The organism is Maritalea mobilis, from assembly GCF_004363175.1.
GTDB lineage: Bacteria > Pseudomonadota > Alphaproteobacteria > Rhizobiales > Devosiaceae > Maritalea > Maritalea mobilis.
The window spans coordinates 272193-288612 of record NZ_SNYR01000003.1; the positions used below are offsets into that span (position 1 = coordinate 272193).

A 16420-nucleotide genomic window follows, 5' to 3' on the forward strand; every position below is an offset into this window, starting at 1 on the left:
TACCCCGGCACCCCCGGCTTTTTTACGCGCCGCCGTCACTCGCTGCGCTCATTACCCCGGCCCCCCCGCCAGTTGGTGCGTACCACTAACTTTGTGCAAAACGCAGTGCATGTCCCCACACCCTCCCGTCATTACCGGACTTGATCCGGTAATCCATTTCACGCAGGCCAAGGCGCAGAGACTTAGGTTCAAAAACACAACTCTTGCCAAGTCGAAAGGTGAATTGGATTGCAAGATCAAGTCTTGCAATGACGCTAGTGAGATTGGTTGGTGCTCTGCTTCTACCTTTGGCAGTTTGGCCCCGGATCAAGTCCGGGGCGGCCCAAAGGGGTCATTAACAACAAAGCACAGCTCAAAATCGGGGCGCCCATTGGCGGGGGTGCCGGGGTAGCGAGCGCAGCGAGTGACGGCGGCGCGAAAAAACATCGAGACCAATCTAAGCTGCCAACGGATAGGCCTCTTCCACCAAATAAGGCCCACCGCCAATTGATTCGCGGGCTGAGTAGAGCACAAATCGCGCCACTCGGAACCGTAATGGATAAAACGCACCAGATGTTTCCAAATGGTGCGCCATATCTTGGGGCGGGACGTCACTCAATCTTGCCAGCGTGACATGGGGCGAATATTTGCGGCCAGAGGGCCTTAACCCCAATTGTTGCATCACTCGCTCTTGCTTATCGTGCAATTGCAGCAATTCTGGCGCAGGGTCGACCCCTGCAAAAAGCGCCCGCGGCCTTTTGCCGCCAAAAACCCCAAGATGAGACAAGGTGACGTCGAACGGGTCCTCAATCGACAGCCGATCCAGCTCATGCACAATTTCATGAGCGGTGCGGTGATCAACATCGCCAATATAACGCAAGGTAATGTGATAATTTGAGGGATCAATCCAACGCGCGCCATGTAGGCCGCCTCGTTTTAAGGAAAGCGCGAAACCAACATCGCCTGGAATTTCCAGACCAGTGAAGAGACGGGGCATAAAACCTCCCTTCTAGATGTGCAGCATTATCGCTCAATCCAAGAATATCATGATTCGTGTGACAATTTGGCGAAAATTTTATTTGTCGCCTCAAGGACTAAACCGGCATTTCCCCTAAAACGTACATCTTGAAATTGTCTGAATTCATCGCCATATTACGGGCAAGATTGTATAACCCCGGCAAAATGCCGGACTTATTGCTGAAAGGGAACTCATCTATGGCAGAATATGATCGTCAAACAGTAGCCTCACGAGGCGGCGCTCAGGCCGCAATCGATGAGGGCCTGCGCACCTATATGCTGGGTGTTTACAACTATATGGGCATTGCTTTGGGCATCACCGGTGTGGTGGCCTATTTCTTGACCATGCTCACAACCACCAACAATCCTGATGCAGCTGTGGCGCAAATGGGTTCACATTACCTCACCTCTTTGGGTGCAACCCTTTATGGGTCTCCATTGCAGTGGGTTGTGGCTTTGGCACCTTTGGCCTTCGTGTTTGCCCTTAGCTTTGGCATCAACAAAATGAAATTTGCCACAGCACAATTGGTGTTCTGGGGCTTCTCAGTCGCCATGGGCCTTTCACTGTCTTCGATCTTCTTGGTCTATACAGGCGAAAGCATTGCCCGCGTGTTCTTCATCACTGCCGGCACATTCGGCGCGATGAGCCTTTATGGTTACACCACCAAGCGTGACCTGACCGCTATGGGTTCATTCTTGATGATGGGCTTGATCGGCATCATTTTGGCTTCTGTTGTAAACATCTTCTTGCAATCAGGCGCCTTGGCCTTCGCCATCTCCATCATTGGTGTGTTGGTGTTTGTTGGCCTCACCGCTTACGACACGCAAAAGATCAAAGAGAACTATTATGAAGGCGACGGCTCAGAAACCATGGGCAAGAAAATGCTTATGGGTGCTTTGGCCCTCTATCTGGACTTCATCAACTTGTTCTTGATGTTGCTACGCTTGTTCGGCAATCGCGAATAGCGACCCAACAGCTAAGCGCTGAAATTAAGATCCCCGCTTCATTTGAGGCGGGGATTTTTTGTTGGGGGATATTATTTTTCGTTCACGGTTGAGCAGCGCCTTTCGGCGCCTAACCTGCACAGGCGCGGGCCAAAAGTGGCCCGGGGTCCTCGCTACGCTCGTCTACTCTTTTTCCTCCGAAATACCTCTGCACCCCGGCACTGTCACCCCGAACTTGATCCGGGGTCCAAGCAGCTTCTGTGAAGGTGCACCACATATGTGTTTTGACCCAGCCAGGCGACTACATGGATTACCGGATCAAGTCCGGTATTGACGTGAGAGAGTGTAGCTGCGCCCTGCACGACGTAAGATGGGGCACCCATTGGCGGGGGTGCCGGGTTAGCGAGCGCAGCGAGTGACGGCGGCGCGTAAAAAAAGCTGGGGGTGCCGATGACGGCATACAAAGAAGGGGAGCCCAGCCTGCGCAGCACGAGCGCGGCATGAAAGCGACGGACAGCCGGCGCACAAAAATCCGGCACCGAACAGCCACGAGACAAAATAGGAGAACACCCCCCTATTTCACCAAGCTAATATCCCCATCCAGCACTTTAAGCACTTGCGCCAACTCGTGCCCGCGCTTGAGCACTTGGCCATTTTGGCCGACCACACGATATTGTCCCTGCTTGCGCCGCAGGCTTGGATCTTTTTCCACCCGGAAAACCGGCATTTCGCTGGCGCGTTTGAAAATGGAAAATACGGCGCGATCTTTGAGCATATCAATGGCATAATCACGCCAATCGCCGCTGGCGACCTTACGGCCATATACATTGAGAATGGTGGAGAGTTCGTGCCGGTCAAAGCTCACATTCATCGGAGCCGGAGGCGATTTTGACGATGATTCGTTGGAATGTACCAATCGAATATGCTGGCTGTCGCCTTTGCTTGGAGATGAGGCCAAATTTCACACCCTGTGGTTCAAATCACTTTGTAAATGATTGCGCCGATTTGGCGGTGTGACAAGCCCCAGCGTGCAATCTATTGGGCAATCGGGCATTTTTGGCCATCTAAGCCCAGAAATCACAACATCCCAAATTGGCCCCAATTTAATCACATTTCCGGCAAACTGTTGCCGAAATACATCGTTAAAAAGAAATCATAGCCTCCAGTACCCAGCCCCTGAGCGGTTTGCCCCCAAATAAGCCAGCTCAGGGTGCTGGACCTCCAAAATCAGTTTGGATGGCCTCCAGATACCCTTTGCGCCCCCTTTCGGGGGCGTTTTTATTTCTGAATAGAAGCGGCGCCTAGAATGGGGCCAGGGCCTTTGGCCCCTTTGGCTTGCACCAAAACCGCCATGCCATCGGCACGGTCGGTGAGAATATCTTGCAAGGGCAGTTCGACCTGATGGGTGTCTTCCCCATGCCACATGCCAATGGGCATCCGATTGCGGGCAATATAGCTATAGGCCAGCGTTTTACCGCCATTCTCGCCCCGGGCGATGGCCGTTTTCGCCGCAGAAATAAACGGCACCACCCAGATGGTGGCATCTGCAGCGGCAGCGCCATTGCGCGACAAATTGATGAGCAGATTGCCATCTTCAAGCGCCAAATCAACACCCAGCTGCAATTCTGCCCCGGCCACCAATGCATTCACATCATCGCGCCGCGAGCCAACCGCATCCTTCTCACCGTTCACAATCAATTGCGGCGTATAAACACGCTCAGAACCAAAGCTCTTGGCATAGGCGCGTTGCAATTTGGAATATTTCGGCGCGGAGAACACATCTTCCCACCCGATATAATTCCAATAATCCACATGGTAGGCGATGGTGATCAAATCGTCCCGCTTGCCCCAATCGCGCAAGGCTTCATCCGCTGAAGGGCAGGATGAACACCCCTGAGAGGTGAACAGCTCCAGCACTGCCTTTGGGCTGGTTTTCATTTCCATGGCCCAAGCGGCAGACAGATTTAGCGCGGCCAACAAGGGCACCGTCAATGCAACAATCAATTTTCTCATGGCATTTTATTACGACAGTCCCGCGTAACAGACCAGTCACATTGGAGTGAGCAAACTCAATTTTGAAAAAGATAGTTTTTGAGCAAAGCTTCAAACTCGTCGATCACTGCCTCACCTGCGTCACAAGCGCGGTACATCACCGCCGCATGCACCAAAAATCCGCGCACAGCAATCACGTCCAATTCTTGCGCAGGTCTCCCCAGATCAAGCTGGTGTGCCAAGCTTTCAAATAATTGTTCTTCTGCAGGTTCTATCATTTGACGGCACAAATTTTGGCCCTCACCCACAATCAGGCGGATAAACACATCATCCCGCATGATGAGGGAAAAGAAGGGCGTGAAAATTTCACGCATGTGCGCCGCACTTTGAATGCGGCCAAATTGTTCAATCTGTTGCTGGCATTGTTCAAGCTCTTGCGCAAACAAGCTCGCCGCCAGCGCCAGCTTTTCGCTGAAATGAGCCAACACCGTCCCCTTGCCCACCTCAGCCGCAGCCGCAATTTGCGCAATTGAAATCTCATCATAGCTGTGGCGCGCCATTAGCGCCGCAAAGCAATTGAGAATATGGGCGCGGGTGGCATGTGCCCGCTTTTGCTTGCCTTCAACACGTGCATTCATAGAATTCTCCTAACACAATTGACCGCGGTCAAAAAGTAAAATATATAAATTGACCACGGTCAATTATTGAAAGTATCCCATGAAGATTGTTATTATTTCCGGCCACCCCCGCGCCGACAGTTTCACCCAAGCCCTCGCCGAAGCCTATCAGCTCGGGGCCAAGGACAATGCCGATGTGAACCTTTTCGCCTTGTCACAAATGGAAATCGACCCCACACCGATTGCCGCTAAACCCACTCAAGAAAGCTGGAATGAGGACATTCAAGCCCTTTGGGATGCGATAAGCGCCGCAGATCATGTGGTGATTACGCATCCGCTTTGGTGGGGCACCATGCCCAGCGAACTGAAACACCTGCTTGATCGGCTGTTGCTGCCTGGATTGGCCTATAGCTATGCAAAAGGAAAGGCTTTGCCCATTGGTCACCTCAAAGGCAAAACCGCCGAAGTGATCATGACATCTGACACACCGGACTGGTTTTATCGCCTCGCCTATGGCAGCGCGCAAACCAAATTGATGAAAAATCAGATTCTGAAATTTGTCGGGCTGAAACCTGTGCAGTTCACCCACATCTCGCCAATCCGCAATATGCCAGCAGAGCAGCGGCAAACCCATCTCGCAAAGATTGCCGAGCGGGCGCGTGTTTTCACATCAAATCATAAAAAAAGCGCGGCCTAAACCGCGCTTCTTAATTCAATAAATCCTCGGCCATATTTGGCCGAGGTGCATTTGCTTAGGCAACCAAGTTGCGCAATACGTAATGCAAGATGCCGCCATTGCGGTAATATTCCAGCTCATCTTCTGTATCGATGCGGCAAAGAGCAGTGAACTCTTTTGCTGAACCGTCAGCAGATTTCACACTCACAGTTACATCGCAACGTGGTGAGATTTTGTCCAAGCCTTCAATGGTGATTTCTTCATCACCTTGTAGGCCAAGGCTTTCCCAGCTGGCGCCATCTTTAAACTGCAATGGCAACACGCCCATACCTACGAGGTTTGAACGGTGAATACGCTCAAAGCTTTCAACGATAACCGCGCGAACGCCGAGCAAACGTGTGCCCTTCGCTGCCCAGTCCCGTGAAGAGCCTGTGCCATATTCTTTACCGCCAAACACAACCAATGGTGTGTCATTGTCAGCATATTGCATCGCGGCGTCATACATGGCTTCCACATCGCCATTTGGCCCTTTAGTGAAACCACCTTCAACACCTGGCACCATTTGGTTCTTGATGCGGATATTGGCAAATGTGCCGCGCATCATGATCTCGTGGTTACCCCGGCGAGAGCCATAAGAGTTGAAGTCTTTTGGCGCAACCTGACGGTCAGTCAAATAACGGCCGGCTGGTGTGTCTGATTTAAACGAACCAGCAGGTGAAATGTGGTCAGTGGTGATGCTGTCACCAAACAGGCTCAAAATGCGCGCGCCCTTCACATCTTCAATCGGCTTCACATCTTTAGTGAGGCCTTCGAAATATGGTGGGTTCTGCACGTAAGTTGAAGAAGAGTTCCACGCGTATGTTTCGCCGCCTTCAACCTTAATAGCCTGCCAACCTGCGTCGCCTTTAAATACGTCTGAATAGCGGCCCTTGAACATTTCAGGGGTCACTGTTTCACGCACGATTTCAGCGATTTCTTGTGAGCTCGGCCACACATCTTTCAAGTAAACGGGCTGACCATCTTTACCTGTGCCCAAAGGCTCAGAGGTGATGTCAGTAGTCATTTTACCTGCCAATGCATAAGCCACAACCAATGGCGGTGACGCCAAATAGTTTGCTTTCACATCTGGGTTCACGCGGCCTTCAAAGTTCCGGTTACCGGAAAGTACAGAACACGCCACCAAATCTTCTGCCTGAACGGCAGCAGAAATTGGCTCAGGCAATGGGCCAGAGTTACCGATACATGTGGTACAGCCGTAACCCACAAGGTTAAAGCCAAGCTTGTCCAAATCATCTTGCAGGCCAGAGGCTGTCAGATAATCAGTCACAACTTGTGAACCAGGCGCCAATGAAGTTTTCACCCAAGGCTGCACTTCCAACCCAAGCTCAAGCGCTTTGCGGGCCACAAGGCCAGCCGCCACCAAAACCGCAGGGTTTGATGTGTTGGTACAAGAAGTGATCGCGGCGATCACCACATCACCATGGGTGATGGAATAATCGGTGCCTTCAACTTTAGCAGCAGGCGCATCAGTTTTCGCGAACTCACCCGCCAAAGCTTTGGCAAACTTCTCTTTCGCTTCAGAAAGATTCACACGGTCTTGCGGACGTTTTGGACCAGAAATCGCGGGCACAACATCTTTCAGATCAAGATAAAGCACATCGGTGAATTCTGGATCAGCACTATCGCTCGTGCGGAACATGCCTTGAGCTTTTGAATATTCTTCAACCAACGCCACACGGTCTTCATCACGACCAGAAGTGCGCAAATAAGCCAATGTTTCGCTATCAACTGGGAAGAAACCACAAGTTGCACCATATTCTGGCGCCATGTTGGCGATGGTCGCTTGGTCTTCCAAGGTCAAATTGTCGAGGCCTGGGCCGAAAAATTCAACGAATTTGCCCACAACGCCGCGCTCACGCAACATTTCAACAACGCGCAACACCAAGTCGGTTGCGGTGATGCCGTCTTGCATTTCACCTTCAAGCTTGAAACCAATCACTTCTGGCAACAACATAGAGATCGGCTGGCCCAACATGGCCGCTTCCGCCTCAATGCCGCCAACACCCCAGCCCAAAACGGCCAAGCCGTTGACCATGGTGGTGTGGCTGTCTGTGCCCACAAGCGTATCTGGGTAAGCCACCGTTTCACCATTTTCTTCTTTGGTCCAAACAGTTTGGGCCAAATATTCAAGGTTAACCTGGTGACAAATGCCGGTGCCGGGAGGCACAACGCGGAAATTATCAAATGCTTCTTGGCCCCAACGCAAAAATTCATAACGCTCGCCATTACGCTCATATTCGCGGGCGACGTTTTGCGTGAAGGCGTTGCCTGTGCCGAAATAGTCAACCATCACAGAGTGGTCGATCACCAGATCAACAGGCACTTGCGGGTTAATTTTTTGCGGGTCAGCGCCCAAATTTGCAGTGGCATCGCGCATGGCGGCCAAATCAACAACGGCTGGAACGCCAGTAAAGTCCTGCATCAACACCCGTGCTGGACGGTATGAGATTTCATGGGAAGAGGATTTGTCTTTCAACCATGCTGCGCAGGCTTCAATGTCTGCTTTGGTGACCGTGCGGCCATCTTCAAAACGCAAAAGGTTTTCGAGCACCACTTTCAAAGAATGCGGCAGGCGCGAAATGCCTTCAAGGCCGTTTTTCTCTGCTTCAATTAAGGAATAATATGTATAGGATTTATCGCCGACCTTAAGGGTCTGTTTGGCGTTAAAACTGTTCAATGAGGTCTGTGTCACGTGCATTGCCTGTATGTTCGGAGTTTCAACATGAGCTCTGGTCATTTTGCCCAAATCAATCGGCAAAAACCAACAAGCGTGAAACGAGTTACCATTGTCCCCATAATGGCGCTCGCGCGCTTTATAAAGAATAACACCGCCTCTTGCCAGCCTCAACTTAATGCCATTATGTGCTTCTCATGAGAAAAAACGGCAAAAACCCTGAAAATATTGCATTAAATGTGATGAATTTGGCCTGCGAGCGGGGCGGATTTGAGATTTTCTCCGGCGTTTCCTTCACAGCGCAGCCCGGTGAAGTGATTCTTTTGCGCGGCCCAAACGGCGCCGGCAAGTCCACATGCCTTGCCACGCTTTATGGGGTTTTGCCCAAATCATTTGGCACCGTCAGCTTTGAAAATATAGATCCGGAGCGCGAACCTCGGGAATATTTGCACATTGTGGGCCATGTGCCGGGGGTCAAAACCACCCTCACCGTGAAAGAAAATCTCACTTTCTGGGCGCAGCTTTATGGCGGCACAGAAAATGTGCTTCCCGCCATTGAAGCCGCTGGGCTGGAGGCAATTCAGGATTCTGAAGCCTCAATTCTCTCCGCTGGCCAAACGAGACGACTGGGCCTTGCCCGTCTGCTGGTGGCCAATCGCCCCATTTGGATTTTGGATGAACCCACCTCCGCCCTTGATAAGCAAGGCGACCAATGGGTGGGGCAATTGATCGCGGATCATTGCGCCGAAGGCGGCATTGTGATCGCGGCGACCCATTTGGACATTCCTCATCTCGCGCCAGAAGCGGTGAAAACCGTAATGATCGGGTACTCAGCTGTGGACCATGCCTCATGAAACCATTTCTCGCCATGCTCACCCGCGATATGAAACTGGCCACCCGCATTGGCGGCGATAGCCTGACCGTGCTGCTATTTTACATTATGACCGGGGCCATCATGCCCTTTGCCATCGGCCCGGATAAGGATCAATTGGCCCAGCTCGGCCCCGCCATCATCTGGATCAGCGCGCTGCTCTCCCTTTTGTTGGCGCTCGACCGCCTGTTCCGTATGGATCACGAAGATGGCTCGCTGTTGGCCATGCGCCAAGCCAGCCTGCCGCTTGAGATGATTGTGGTCGCCAAAATCTGCGCCCATTGGGTCACAACTGCGTTACCCCTGATTGTCGCCACCCCTGTTTTGGCGATATTGCTCAATCTTGAGATAGATCAAACCCTTCGGGTGATTTTCACCCTATTGGTGGGCACGCCAGCGCTGATTTGCTTTGGAGCCATCGGCGCGGCGGTAACCGTATCCATCAAACGCGGGGGCCTGATTGCACCGATCTTAATCTTGCCGCTCTCGATCCCTACATTGATTTTCGGGGTCAGCGCGGTCTCCAGCGGCGCAATCGCCAACGCACAGGATGCGGCACTTTTGTTCCTTGCAGGGTTTACCTTGCTCAGTTTAGTGTTCACCCCGTTTGCGGCGGCACTCGCATTAAAAATGGCAGCAGAATAGTCTATGACAGAGTCAAAACCTCAAGAACCAACGCCACAAGATTTGGGCTTTTTCTCGCGGATCGCCCATCCCGGCTATTTCCTTGAATGGTCGCGCTATTTCATTTGGCCGCTGGTGGGCATCACCACCATTTTGATGGCCTATGGGCTTTATCTGGCGTTCTTCAATTCACCTGCAGATTATCAGCAAGGCGAAACCGTGCGCATCATGTATGTGCATGTCCCCAGCGCTTGGCTGTCCCAATTCTGCTATGCGGTGATGGCAATTGCCGCCATTGGCTCACTGGTGTGGCGACACCCCTTGGCTGATGTGTCGGCCAAAGCTGCCGCACCCTTGGGCGCAACCTTCACCGCCATCGCGCTGATCACCGGTGCCCTATGGGGCGCACCCACATGGGGCACCTTTTGGGAGTGGGATGGGCGCATGACTTCCACCCTCATCATGCTCTTTATCTATATGGGCATCATTGCTCTGTGGCGCACCTTTGAAGATCAAGTGCGTGCCGGCCGCATCATCGCGGTGATTACTTTGGTTGGCGCCATCAATGTGCCCATCATCAAATTCTCAGTGGATTGGTGGAACACGCTGCACCAACCAGCTTCTGTGTTCCGTTTGGATGGGCCCACCATGCCGCCCTCCATTCTGCTGCCGCTATTTGTGATGTTCTTTGCCTTCTCATTCCTGTTTTTGCTGCTGCATTTCATTTCCATGCGCACCGAAATCTTGCGCCGCCGCGCCCGCGCGATTGAACGGCAATATGCGCAACAATTAAGGACCCAAAAGCCATGATCGAATCCGGCAAACATTTCGAATATATTTTTGGGGCCTATGGCCTATCTGCATTTTTGATCGCTGCGCTCTGCGTTTGGGTGGTCTTTTCGTACAAAAAACAGGAAAGCCGCTTGGCAACGCTGAAAGCGATGGGGCTGAAACGTCGGTCTGAACGCACGCCGATCAAGCCGGAGTAACCGCCATGAAACGCACGCTGATTTTTGCCCTGCCCTTGGTGCTGACCGTTGCGCTGTTTGCGCTTTTTGCCAGCCAGATCAACCGCGATCCAGACCTGCTGCCCTCAGCCTTGATGAACAAGCCCGCTCCTGAATTTACGCTAGACCCTGTTGAAGGCCATGATCAGCCAGGCTTTTCCAGCGCCGACCTCAAAGGCCAATTGAGCCTTGTAAATGTTTGGGCCAGCTGGTGCGTGCCCTGCCGCGAAGAACATGAATTTTTGATGCGCTTGGCCGAACGCGGCGATGTAAAGATTTTTGGCATCAATTATAATGACCAGCCGGAAAACGCCCGCGACTTTTTGCGCAAGCTCGGCAATCCCTTTGATGCCGTGGGTGCCGACCGGAACCGCCGCGTCAGCTTAGAATGGGGCGTTTATGGCGTGCCGGAGAGCTATCTCGTCAATAAGGACGGCGTGATTGTGTACAAACATACCGGCCCGATGAGCGAAGACAGCTTCCAAAATCAAGTGCTGCCCGCCATCGCCAAAGCATTAGAGGCGCAAGAGGCGTCTTAAGCCTCTTCGCCGCTTGGCGCATATTTATTCAGCACCGGCACCACCAGCACAAATGAGAAGATCAAGGTGAGTGGCATAATGCCCCACACTTTGAACGCGACCCAAAAATCGGTCGAGAAATTACGCCACACAATCTCATTAATCAGCGCTAAAACGAAAAAGAAAATCGTCCAGCGCCAAGTGAGAATGCGCCAGCCTTCATCGCGCAATTTATACACGTCACCAAATACATAGCGCAGCAGCGAATGGCCAAACAATAAGCCCCCCAACAGCACGCCACCAAATAGCATGTTCACAATGGTTGGCTTGAGTTTGATGAACGTATCATCCTGCAAATAAAGCGTCAGCCCGCCAAAAATCAGCACGACGACGCCCGTCACCAACGGCATGACGGCAATGCGCTTCAAAATCAACCAGCTCAAAACAAGCGAAACCACCATGGCGCCCATAAACCAAGCGGTGGCGACAAAAATGCCCGCACGGCCGTTCAATATGAAGAACAGCACCAAGGGGCCAAGCTCCAAACCCAACTTAATCAGCTGTGGCTTAAGCTCCTCCCAGTTCAGCTCTTCCGCGGGATTTTTCTCTTCGCTCATTTAAACCTCAATCTCGTTTCGGGCCATGCCCACGCTTTGCGATAGATAGTTGGCCCATTCCTCAACGCTCAGCGACATGCTGCCTGCGCCAATGGCCACTTCAATCGCCTGCACTTCATCATAAATAGTGGGCAAAGTGTGGCCAGACAACCAAACCTTATCCGCATCAATTTGCTTTTCAAAGGCCGCTTCCAGCGCCGCTTTTGGCGCTTCGATATGGACTTGAAAATTGGGCGTCTCCGGCACCATTGGCACGGTGCGCACCCCGTCAATTTTGTTGAACTCAACCGCCAACGCCTTGGCGAAAGCTGTAAATTCACCCACGCGCGGCAAAAACTCGTCCAACCCAATCAGGGCTGTAATCGCCTGCGGAAATTCAAACGGCACATTGCCGCCATGGCGGGTGAACCAGACATCGCTTTCGGCCAGAAATTCTTCATCCGCCAACAAGCCGCAGCCACCAATATTGGCCAACTCTTTATAAAAGCTGCAATAAAGGCTGTCACACAGCGCCATAATCTCAGCAAGGCTTTTGCCATAGGCTTCGGCAACGCCAAAAACCCGCGCCCCATCAATATGGAAATGTACGCCACGTGCGCGACACCATTCAGATATTTTCACCAATTCCTCAAATGGAGTCAGCTTATAGCCTGCCCGCCGCACAGGTAGCTCAACACTCACCACGCCGGGCACTTCGCCCATCTTCTCCAGATCGTCCACAGTGAAAGGCTGATAGGCTGTGCCCAAACGCCGGAACTGGATCGGGTGCAAAATCTCCACCGCTTCCATTTCATCAATGTCGAAATGGGTCATGCGGTGAATGGCAACTATATTATTGCCCTGCCGCTCCACAGCGGCACGCAAAGCGGCCATTTGCGCGATCATGCCCTTAATGCAAAAGCGTGCGCCGCTGGTGCCGAACAGTTCCTTCAGCCGTTCCACCACCACATCGCTTGCCCCGCCATCACCATAGACATCACTGGGCAATTGCGCATAGTCAGACTGCGCCAATTTCGCGAACAAATCAGCCGGTTTAAACGGCACAAACGCGTGCAACACATGCGTGCACGCCAACATTTTTTCCCGTGCCACCATTATTGTGCCCCCGCAATCGCTGCCGCAAAATCATCTGCCTCAAACGGCTCTAAATCTTCGATGGTCTCGCCCACGCCAATAAAATGCACGGGCAATTTATGCTTTTGCGCGATCGCCACCAAAATGCCGCCACGTGCTGTGCCATCCAATTTGGTCATCACCAAGCCAGTCACCCCGGCCCGTTTGCCGAAAATCTCCACCTGATTAAGCGCATTCTGCCCCGTAGTCGCGTCCAGCGTCAGCAAGGTGGTGTGCGGCGCTTCGGGATCAAGCTTTTTGATCACACGAATGATTTTTTCAAGCTCAGCCATCAGCTCATCACGATTTTGCAAACGGCCCGCCGTATCAATGATCAACAGATCGCAATTTTGTTCTTGCGCTTCTTTCACCGCGTCGAAAGCCAAACCTGAAGCATCCGCTCCTGTTGGCCGCGTGATCACTGGCACATTGGAGCGTTCACCCCAAACCGAAAGTTGTTCAACCGCTGCCGCGCGAAACGTATCGCCCGCCGCCAACATCACCTTTTTGCCCTCACGGCTATATTTCGCCGCCAGCTTGCCAATGGTGGTGGTCTTACCTGACCCGTTCACGCCCACCATCAACAAAATATGCGGCTTGTGCGCAGTGCCCAGCTCGAACGGCACCGCCACAGGGGCCAAAACCTTGCTCACCTCATCGCGCAATACTGAGCGGATTTCCTCCACGCTGATTTCTTTATCAAAGCGATCTTTGGCCAGTTTTTCAGTGATCTGGATGGCGGTCTCCACGCCCAAATCCGCCTGGATCAGCGTATCTTCCAACTCTTCCAGCGCTTCATCATCCAGCTTGCGCTTGGTAAAGATCGAGGAAATATTGTCGGTGAGCTGATCGGAGGAGCGTTTCAGCCCATCGCGCAGACGAGCAAACCAGCCTTTTTTCTTCTCGCCGGAGTCTTCTTGCGCGCCGCCGTCGCTCACTTCGTTCGCTACCCCGGCACCCCCGCCGGATTTATCATCGCCACCTGCCGTCGTTTGTTCGCTATCAACATCAGGCTCAGGCTCAGGCTCAGGCTCAGGCTCAGGCTCAGGCTCAGGCTCAGGCTCAGGCTCAGAAGCAGCATATTCCGGTTCGGAAATCTCTTTCAGCTCTTCTTCGACCGTCTCCACAGCTTCAGCCGCGGCCCCTTCCGCCGCAGGGGTGGGCGGTTCGGCGTCTGGCGCTTCTTTCAGATCTTCTTCAATCTGATCCAGCGCATCCTCTGCCGCCTCAACCACCTCTGGAAGCTGCTCTTTTTCAAGCGCAGTGGTGCCTTCCGGCGTCACATCAGCGGAGGTTTCTTCAGTTTGATCCTGCGGCGTCTCTTTAGGTTGAGGCTCATCTTTGCCCCCCAACAGCCGCGACCAAAAGCCCTTTTTCTTCTCCGCCATAAAATCCTCTTACGCCACAGCCAATTGCTTTTCACCGATCAGCCCATGCTGATCCTGGCCCGTCACTTTCACATCCAAAATCTCGCCGGGTGCGCCTTCAACCCTGATCGGCACAAATTGTTCTGTGCGCCCCAGATTGTCGCGTTCAATCAGCACCGATTTAGTGTCCCCCATCTGGCTGGCGCAGAACGCGTCGAACTGCTGTTCACCCAAAGCGCGTAGTTTCGCCGCCCGGTCCTTGGCCACCTTCTTGTCCACTTGCGGCATTTTCGCCGCCGGGGTGCCTGGCCGTGGCGAATAGGGGAACACATGCAAATAGGTGAGATCACATTCTTTCACAATCGCCATGGAATTGGCGAACATCTCATCGGTTTCCGTGGGGAACCCGGCAATAATGTCGGCGCCAAACACCATATCGGGGCGCATCGCCTTTGCCTCATTCACAAATTGGATTGTGTCCTCACGCAAATGCCGCCGCTTCATGCGCTTCAAAATCATATTGTCGCCCGACTGCAGCGACAAATGCAGATGCGGCATCAAGCGATGTTCAGACTTGATCGCCTCCATCAAAGCCTCATCCGCCTCAATGGAATCGATGGACGAAATGCGCAGGCGCGGCAATTGTGGCACATGTTTTAAAATCGCTTGGGTCAGCGCGCCAAGGCTCGGCTTGCCCGGCAAATCCGGGCCATAGGAGGTGATGTCCACCCCAGTCAACACCACTTCGCCAATGCCATTATCGGCCAGCTTTTTGATCTGATCGACGACCACGCCCATGGGCACAGACCGCGACGGACCACGGCCATAAGGAATAATGCAGAAGGTGCAGCGATGGTCACAACCATTTTGCACCTGCACAAAGGCGCGGGCGCGGCCATCCATGCCCTCGATCAAATGGCCTGCGGTTTCCTTGACGCTCATAATATCATCGACAAGGATTTTCGAATTGCCACCAATGCCGAATTTGAGACCTTCATAAGTCTCCCGCTTCATCTTTTCGCCATTGCCGACCACAAGGTCCACTTCACCCATCGCGGCAAAGCTTTCCGCATCGGTTTGAGCCGCGCAGCCCGTCACCACAATTTTGATGTCTGGATTTTCTCGCCGCGCCTTGCGAATGGCTTGACGGGTCTGGCGCACAGCTTCCTGCGTCACCGCACAGCTATTGACGATGAGAATATTGTCGAGCCCCGCCGATCCAGCATGATCTTTCATCACTTCAGATTCAAAAGCGTTGAGCCGACACCCGAAGGTGAGGGTTTCAATACTCATGCAGCACTTTCCTCAAAAAGTTCGGCCGGTAATGTCCCCTCCCCGTCCAATTCATACGGGCCTGTCATGATAATATGATGGTCACTCGCGCGCCACTCTAGGTATAAATCTCCACCCGGCAAGCTGATCGTCACCTCGCGGTCGGTCAAGTCTTTGCGCACCGCCGCCACAGCCACAGCACAAGCTGCCGTGCCACAAGCCTCAGTCAGCCCTGCCCCGCGCTCCCAAACGCGAACTTTAATATGGTCCCGCCCCATCACCTGCGCCAATGAGATATTGGCCCGCTCTGGAAACATGGGGTGATATTCAAGCATCGGGCCAAGCCGCGCCAGATCATGCGCGTCCAAATCCTTCACCCAAAAGATCGCATGGGGATTGCCCACATTCACCACGCTAGGCGTGTGCAACACAGGCGCATCAATGGGCCCGATCTGTAATTCGATCCCGGTCGTGTCTTCAAATTCTTCTGCCAACGGAATCTGATCCCACGCCAAGCGAGGCGTGCCCATATCCACGCTCACCACATCGCCCTTCAGCTCGGCATTCAGCAAGCCAGCATTGGTGTGAATGGTCACTGCTTTCTTGCCCAGCTCTTCGGCCACCAAATAGCCAACGCAGCGCGTGGCATTGCCACAAGCATCCACTTCGCCGCCTTCGGCATTATAGATGCGCATAAACACGTCCACACCATCTAGCGGGCTATGCTCCAAAACAATCAGCTGATCGCAGCCAATGCCCTGTTCCCGATCCGCAATCCAACGCACTTGATCATGACTGAGCTTGAGCGGTTTCTGCCGCGCATCAAGCACCACAAAATCATTCCCCAAACCGTTCATTTTCAAATATTGGACTGTATCAGCCATGGATTTTACGAGACCTTTGATCAGGATTTACAACATTTCATCGCTCTATATGGCGCAGATTGGGTTAAATTACTACCCTTAGTGGCCGCGGTGAATTGACTCTTTGCCACGATTGCCTTAAAGCAACACCCGATATTTACCGTGTCGAGTTGTGCTCGAGTCACTACCCAAAGCGAATTTGCCGATT

Annotated in this window: 17 protein-coding genes; 7 read left to right on the forward strand and 10 right to left on the reverse strand. The window is 52.9% G+C overall.

Going from position 1 to position 16420, the window contains the following annotated elements; genetic code table 11:
* Positions 1–436 precede the first annotated feature (436 nt).
* Positions 437–976, reverse strand: a complete 540-nt coding sequence (gene thpR / locus ATL17_RS13990) for an RNA 2',3'-cyclic phosphodiesterase (RefSeq protein WP_133573438.1) — start codon at positions 974–976, stop codon at positions 437–439.
* 218 nt (positions 977–1194) lie between these two features.
* On the opposite strand from thpR, the gene ATL17_RS13995 reads away from it, so the two are divergent.
* Positions 1195–1962 carry a Bax inhibitor-1/YccA family protein gene (locus ATL17_RS13995; RefSeq protein ID WP_133573439.1) on the forward strand — a complete coding sequence of 256 codons (768 nt, stop codon included), beginning with the start codon at positions 1195–1197 and terminating at the stop codon, positions 1960–1962.
* Between the two features lie 553 nt (positions 1963–2515).
* On the opposite strand, the gene ATL17_RS14000 is transcribed toward ATL17_RS13995, so the two are convergent.
* The 3 genes from ATL17_RS14000 to ATL17_RS14010 all read right to left on the reverse strand — a co-directional run bounded on the left by ATL17_RS14000 (position 2516) and on the right by ATL17_RS14010 (position 4571).
* Positions 2516–2863, reverse strand: coding sequence for a DUF2794 domain-containing protein (locus ATL17_RS14000; protein WP_246028737.1), 348 nt, complete (start codon positions 2861–2863; stop codon positions 2516–2518).
* A 356-nt stretch (positions 2864–3219) separates the two neighbouring features.
* Positions 3220–3954 carry a DUF1223 domain-containing protein gene (locus ATL17_RS14005; RefSeq protein ID WP_133573440.1) on the reverse strand — a complete coding sequence of 245 codons (735 nt, stop codon included), beginning with the start codon at positions 3952–3954 and terminating at the stop codon, positions 3220–3222.
* Positions 3955–4010: 56 nt separating this feature from the next.
* Positions 4011–4571, reverse strand: a complete 561-nt coding sequence (locus tag ATL17_RS14010; protein ID WP_133573441.1) for a TetR/AcrR family transcriptional regulator — start codon at positions 4569–4571, stop codon at positions 4011–4013.
* A 79-nt stretch (positions 4572–4650) separates the two neighbouring features.
* Between ATL17_RS14010 and ATL17_RS14015 the strand changes: the two genes are divergently transcribed.
* Entirely contained in the window at positions 4651–5247 is a 597-nt protein-coding gene (locus ATL17_RS14015; protein WP_133573442.1) for an NAD(P)H-dependent oxidoreductase, read from the forward strand.
* Positions 5248–5302: 55 nt separating this feature from the next.
* Here ATL17_RS14015 and acnA read toward each other — a convergent pair whose 3' ends face one another.
* On the reverse strand, positions 5303–7978 hold the full coding sequence (gene acnA, locus ATL17_RS14020) for an aconitate hydratase AcnA (protein WP_133573443.1): 2676 nt from the start codon (positions 7976–7978) through the stop codon (positions 5303–5305).
* Between the two features lie 179 nt (positions 7979–8157).
* Between acnA and ccmA the strand changes: the two genes are divergently transcribed.
* From ccmA to ATL17_RS14045, 5 genes are read left to right on the forward strand one after another with little or no spacing between them, the layout of a single operon-like run.
* Entirely contained in the window at positions 8158–8814 is a 657-nt protein-coding gene (gene ccmA / locus ATL17_RS14025) for a heme ABC exporter ATP-binding protein CcmA (RefSeq protein ID WP_133573444.1), read from the forward strand.
* Positions 8811–9476: a heme exporter protein CcmB gene (gene ccmB, locus ATL17_RS14030; protein WP_133573445.1), complete on the forward strand. Its 666-nt coding sequence runs from the start codon at positions 8811–8813 to the stop codon at positions 9474–9476. Before ccmA ends, ccmB begins: the two co-directional genes overlap by 4 nt.
* A gap of 3 nt (positions 9477–9479) precedes the next feature.
* Entirely contained in the window at positions 9480–10265 is a 786-nt protein-coding gene (locus ATL17_RS14035) for a heme ABC transporter permease (protein WP_133573446.1), read from the forward strand.
* Entirely contained in the window at positions 10262–10444 is a 183-nt protein-coding gene (locus ATL17_RS14040; RefSeq protein WP_133573447.1) for a heme exporter protein CcmD, read from the forward strand. The genes ATL17_RS14035 and ATL17_RS14040 overlap by 4 nt, the downstream gene beginning before the upstream one ends.
* Positions 10445–10449: 5 nt before the next feature.
* On the forward strand, positions 10450–11001 hold the full coding sequence (locus tag ATL17_RS14045; RefSeq protein ID WP_133573448.1) for a DsbE family thiol:disulfide interchange protein: 552 nt from the start codon (positions 10450–10452) through the stop codon (positions 10999–11001).
* On the opposite strand, the gene ATL17_RS14050 is transcribed toward ATL17_RS14045, so the two are convergent.
* From ATL17_RS14050 to dapF, 5 genes are read right to left on the reverse strand one after another with little or no spacing between them, the layout of a single operon-like run.
* Complete coding sequence (locus ATL17_RS14050) at positions 10998–11597, reverse strand: septation protein A (protein ID WP_133573449.1); 600 nt, start codon at positions 11595–11597, stop codon at positions 10998–11000. The two genes, ATL17_RS14045 and ATL17_RS14050, sit on opposite strands and share 4 nt — an antisense overlap.
* Positions 11598–12692, reverse strand: coding sequence for a threonine aldolase family protein (locus ATL17_RS14055; protein WP_133573450.1), 1095 nt, complete (start codon positions 12690–12692; stop codon positions 11598–11600).
* Entirely contained in the window at positions 12692–14098 is a 1407-nt protein-coding gene (ftsY, locus tag ATL17_RS14060) for a signal recognition particle-docking protein FtsY (protein WP_133573451.1), read from the reverse strand. Before ftsY ends, ATL17_RS14055 begins: the two co-directional genes overlap by 1 nt.
* A 9-nt stretch (positions 14099–14107) precedes the next feature.
* Positions 14108–15370 (reverse strand): tRNA (N(6)-L-threonylcarbamoyladenosine(37)-C(2))-methylthiotransferase MtaB, encoded by a 1263-nt coding sequence (gene mtaB / locus ATL17_RS14065; protein WP_133573452.1) that lies wholly within the window; start codon positions 15368–15370, stop codon positions 14108–14110.
* On the reverse strand, positions 15367–16233 hold the full coding sequence (dapF, locus tag ATL17_RS14070; protein WP_133573453.1) for a diaminopimelate epimerase: 867 nt from the start codon (positions 16231–16233) through the stop codon (positions 15367–15369). Before dapF ends, mtaB begins: the two co-directional genes overlap by 4 nt.
* Between the last annotated feature and the right edge of the window lie 187 nt (positions 16234–16420).

Coding starts and splice junctions, on each gene's coding strand:
- thpR (WP_133573438.1), bottom strand. CDS start 976: ATGCCCCGTCTCTTCACTGGTCTGGAAATTCCAGGCGATGTTGGTTTC.
- ATL17_RS13995 (WP_133573439.1), top strand. CDS start 1,195: ATGGCAGAATATGATCGTCAAACAGTAGCCTCACGAGGCGGCGCTCAG.
- ATL17_RS14005 (WP_133573440.1), bottom strand. CDS start 3,954: ATGAGAAAATTGATTGTTGCATTGACGGTGCCCTTGTTGGCCGCGCTA.
- ATL17_RS14010 (WP_133573441.1), bottom strand. CDS start 4,571: ATGAATGCACGTGTTGAAGGCAAGCAAAAGCGGGCACATGCCACCCGC.
- ATL17_RS14015 (WP_133573442.1), top strand. CDS start 4,651: ATGAAGATTGTTATTATTTCCGGCCACCCCCGCGCCGACAGTTTCACC.
- ccmA (WP_133573444.1), top strand. CDS start 8,158: ATGAGAAAAAACGGCAAAAACCCTGAAAATATTGCATTAAATGTGATG.
- ccmB (WP_133573445.1), top strand. CDS start 8,811: ATGAAACCATTTCTCGCCATGCTCACCCGCGATATGAAACTGGCCACC.
- ATL17_RS14035 (WP_133573446.1), top strand. CDS start 9,480: ATGACAGAGTCAAAACCTCAAGAACCAACGCCACAAGATTTGGGCTTT.
- ATL17_RS14040 (WP_133573447.1), top strand. CDS start 10,262: ATGATCGAATCCGGCAAACATTTCGAATATATTTTTGGGGCCTATGGC.
- ATL17_RS14045 (WP_133573448.1), top strand. CDS start 10,450: ATGAAACGCACGCTGATTTTTGCCCTGCCCTTGGTGCTGACCGTTGCG.
- ATL17_RS14050 (WP_133573449.1), bottom strand. CDS start 11,597: ATGAGCGAAGAGAAAAATCCCGCGGAAGAGCTGAACTGGGAGGAGCTT.
- ATL17_RS14055 (WP_133573450.1), bottom strand. CDS start 12,692: ATGGTGGCACGGGAAAAAATGTTGGCGTGCACGCATGTGTTGCACGCG.
- ftsY (WP_133573451.1), bottom strand. CDS start 14,098: ATGGCGGAGAAGAAAAAGGGCTTTTGGTCGCGGCTGTTGGGGGGCAAA.
- mtaB (WP_133573452.1), bottom strand. CDS start 15,370: ATGAGTATTGAAACCCTCACCTTCGGGTGTCGGCTCAACGCTTTTGAA.
- dapF (WP_133573453.1), bottom strand. CDS start 16,233: ATGGCTGATACAGTCCAATATTTGAAAATGAACGGTTTGGGGAATGAT.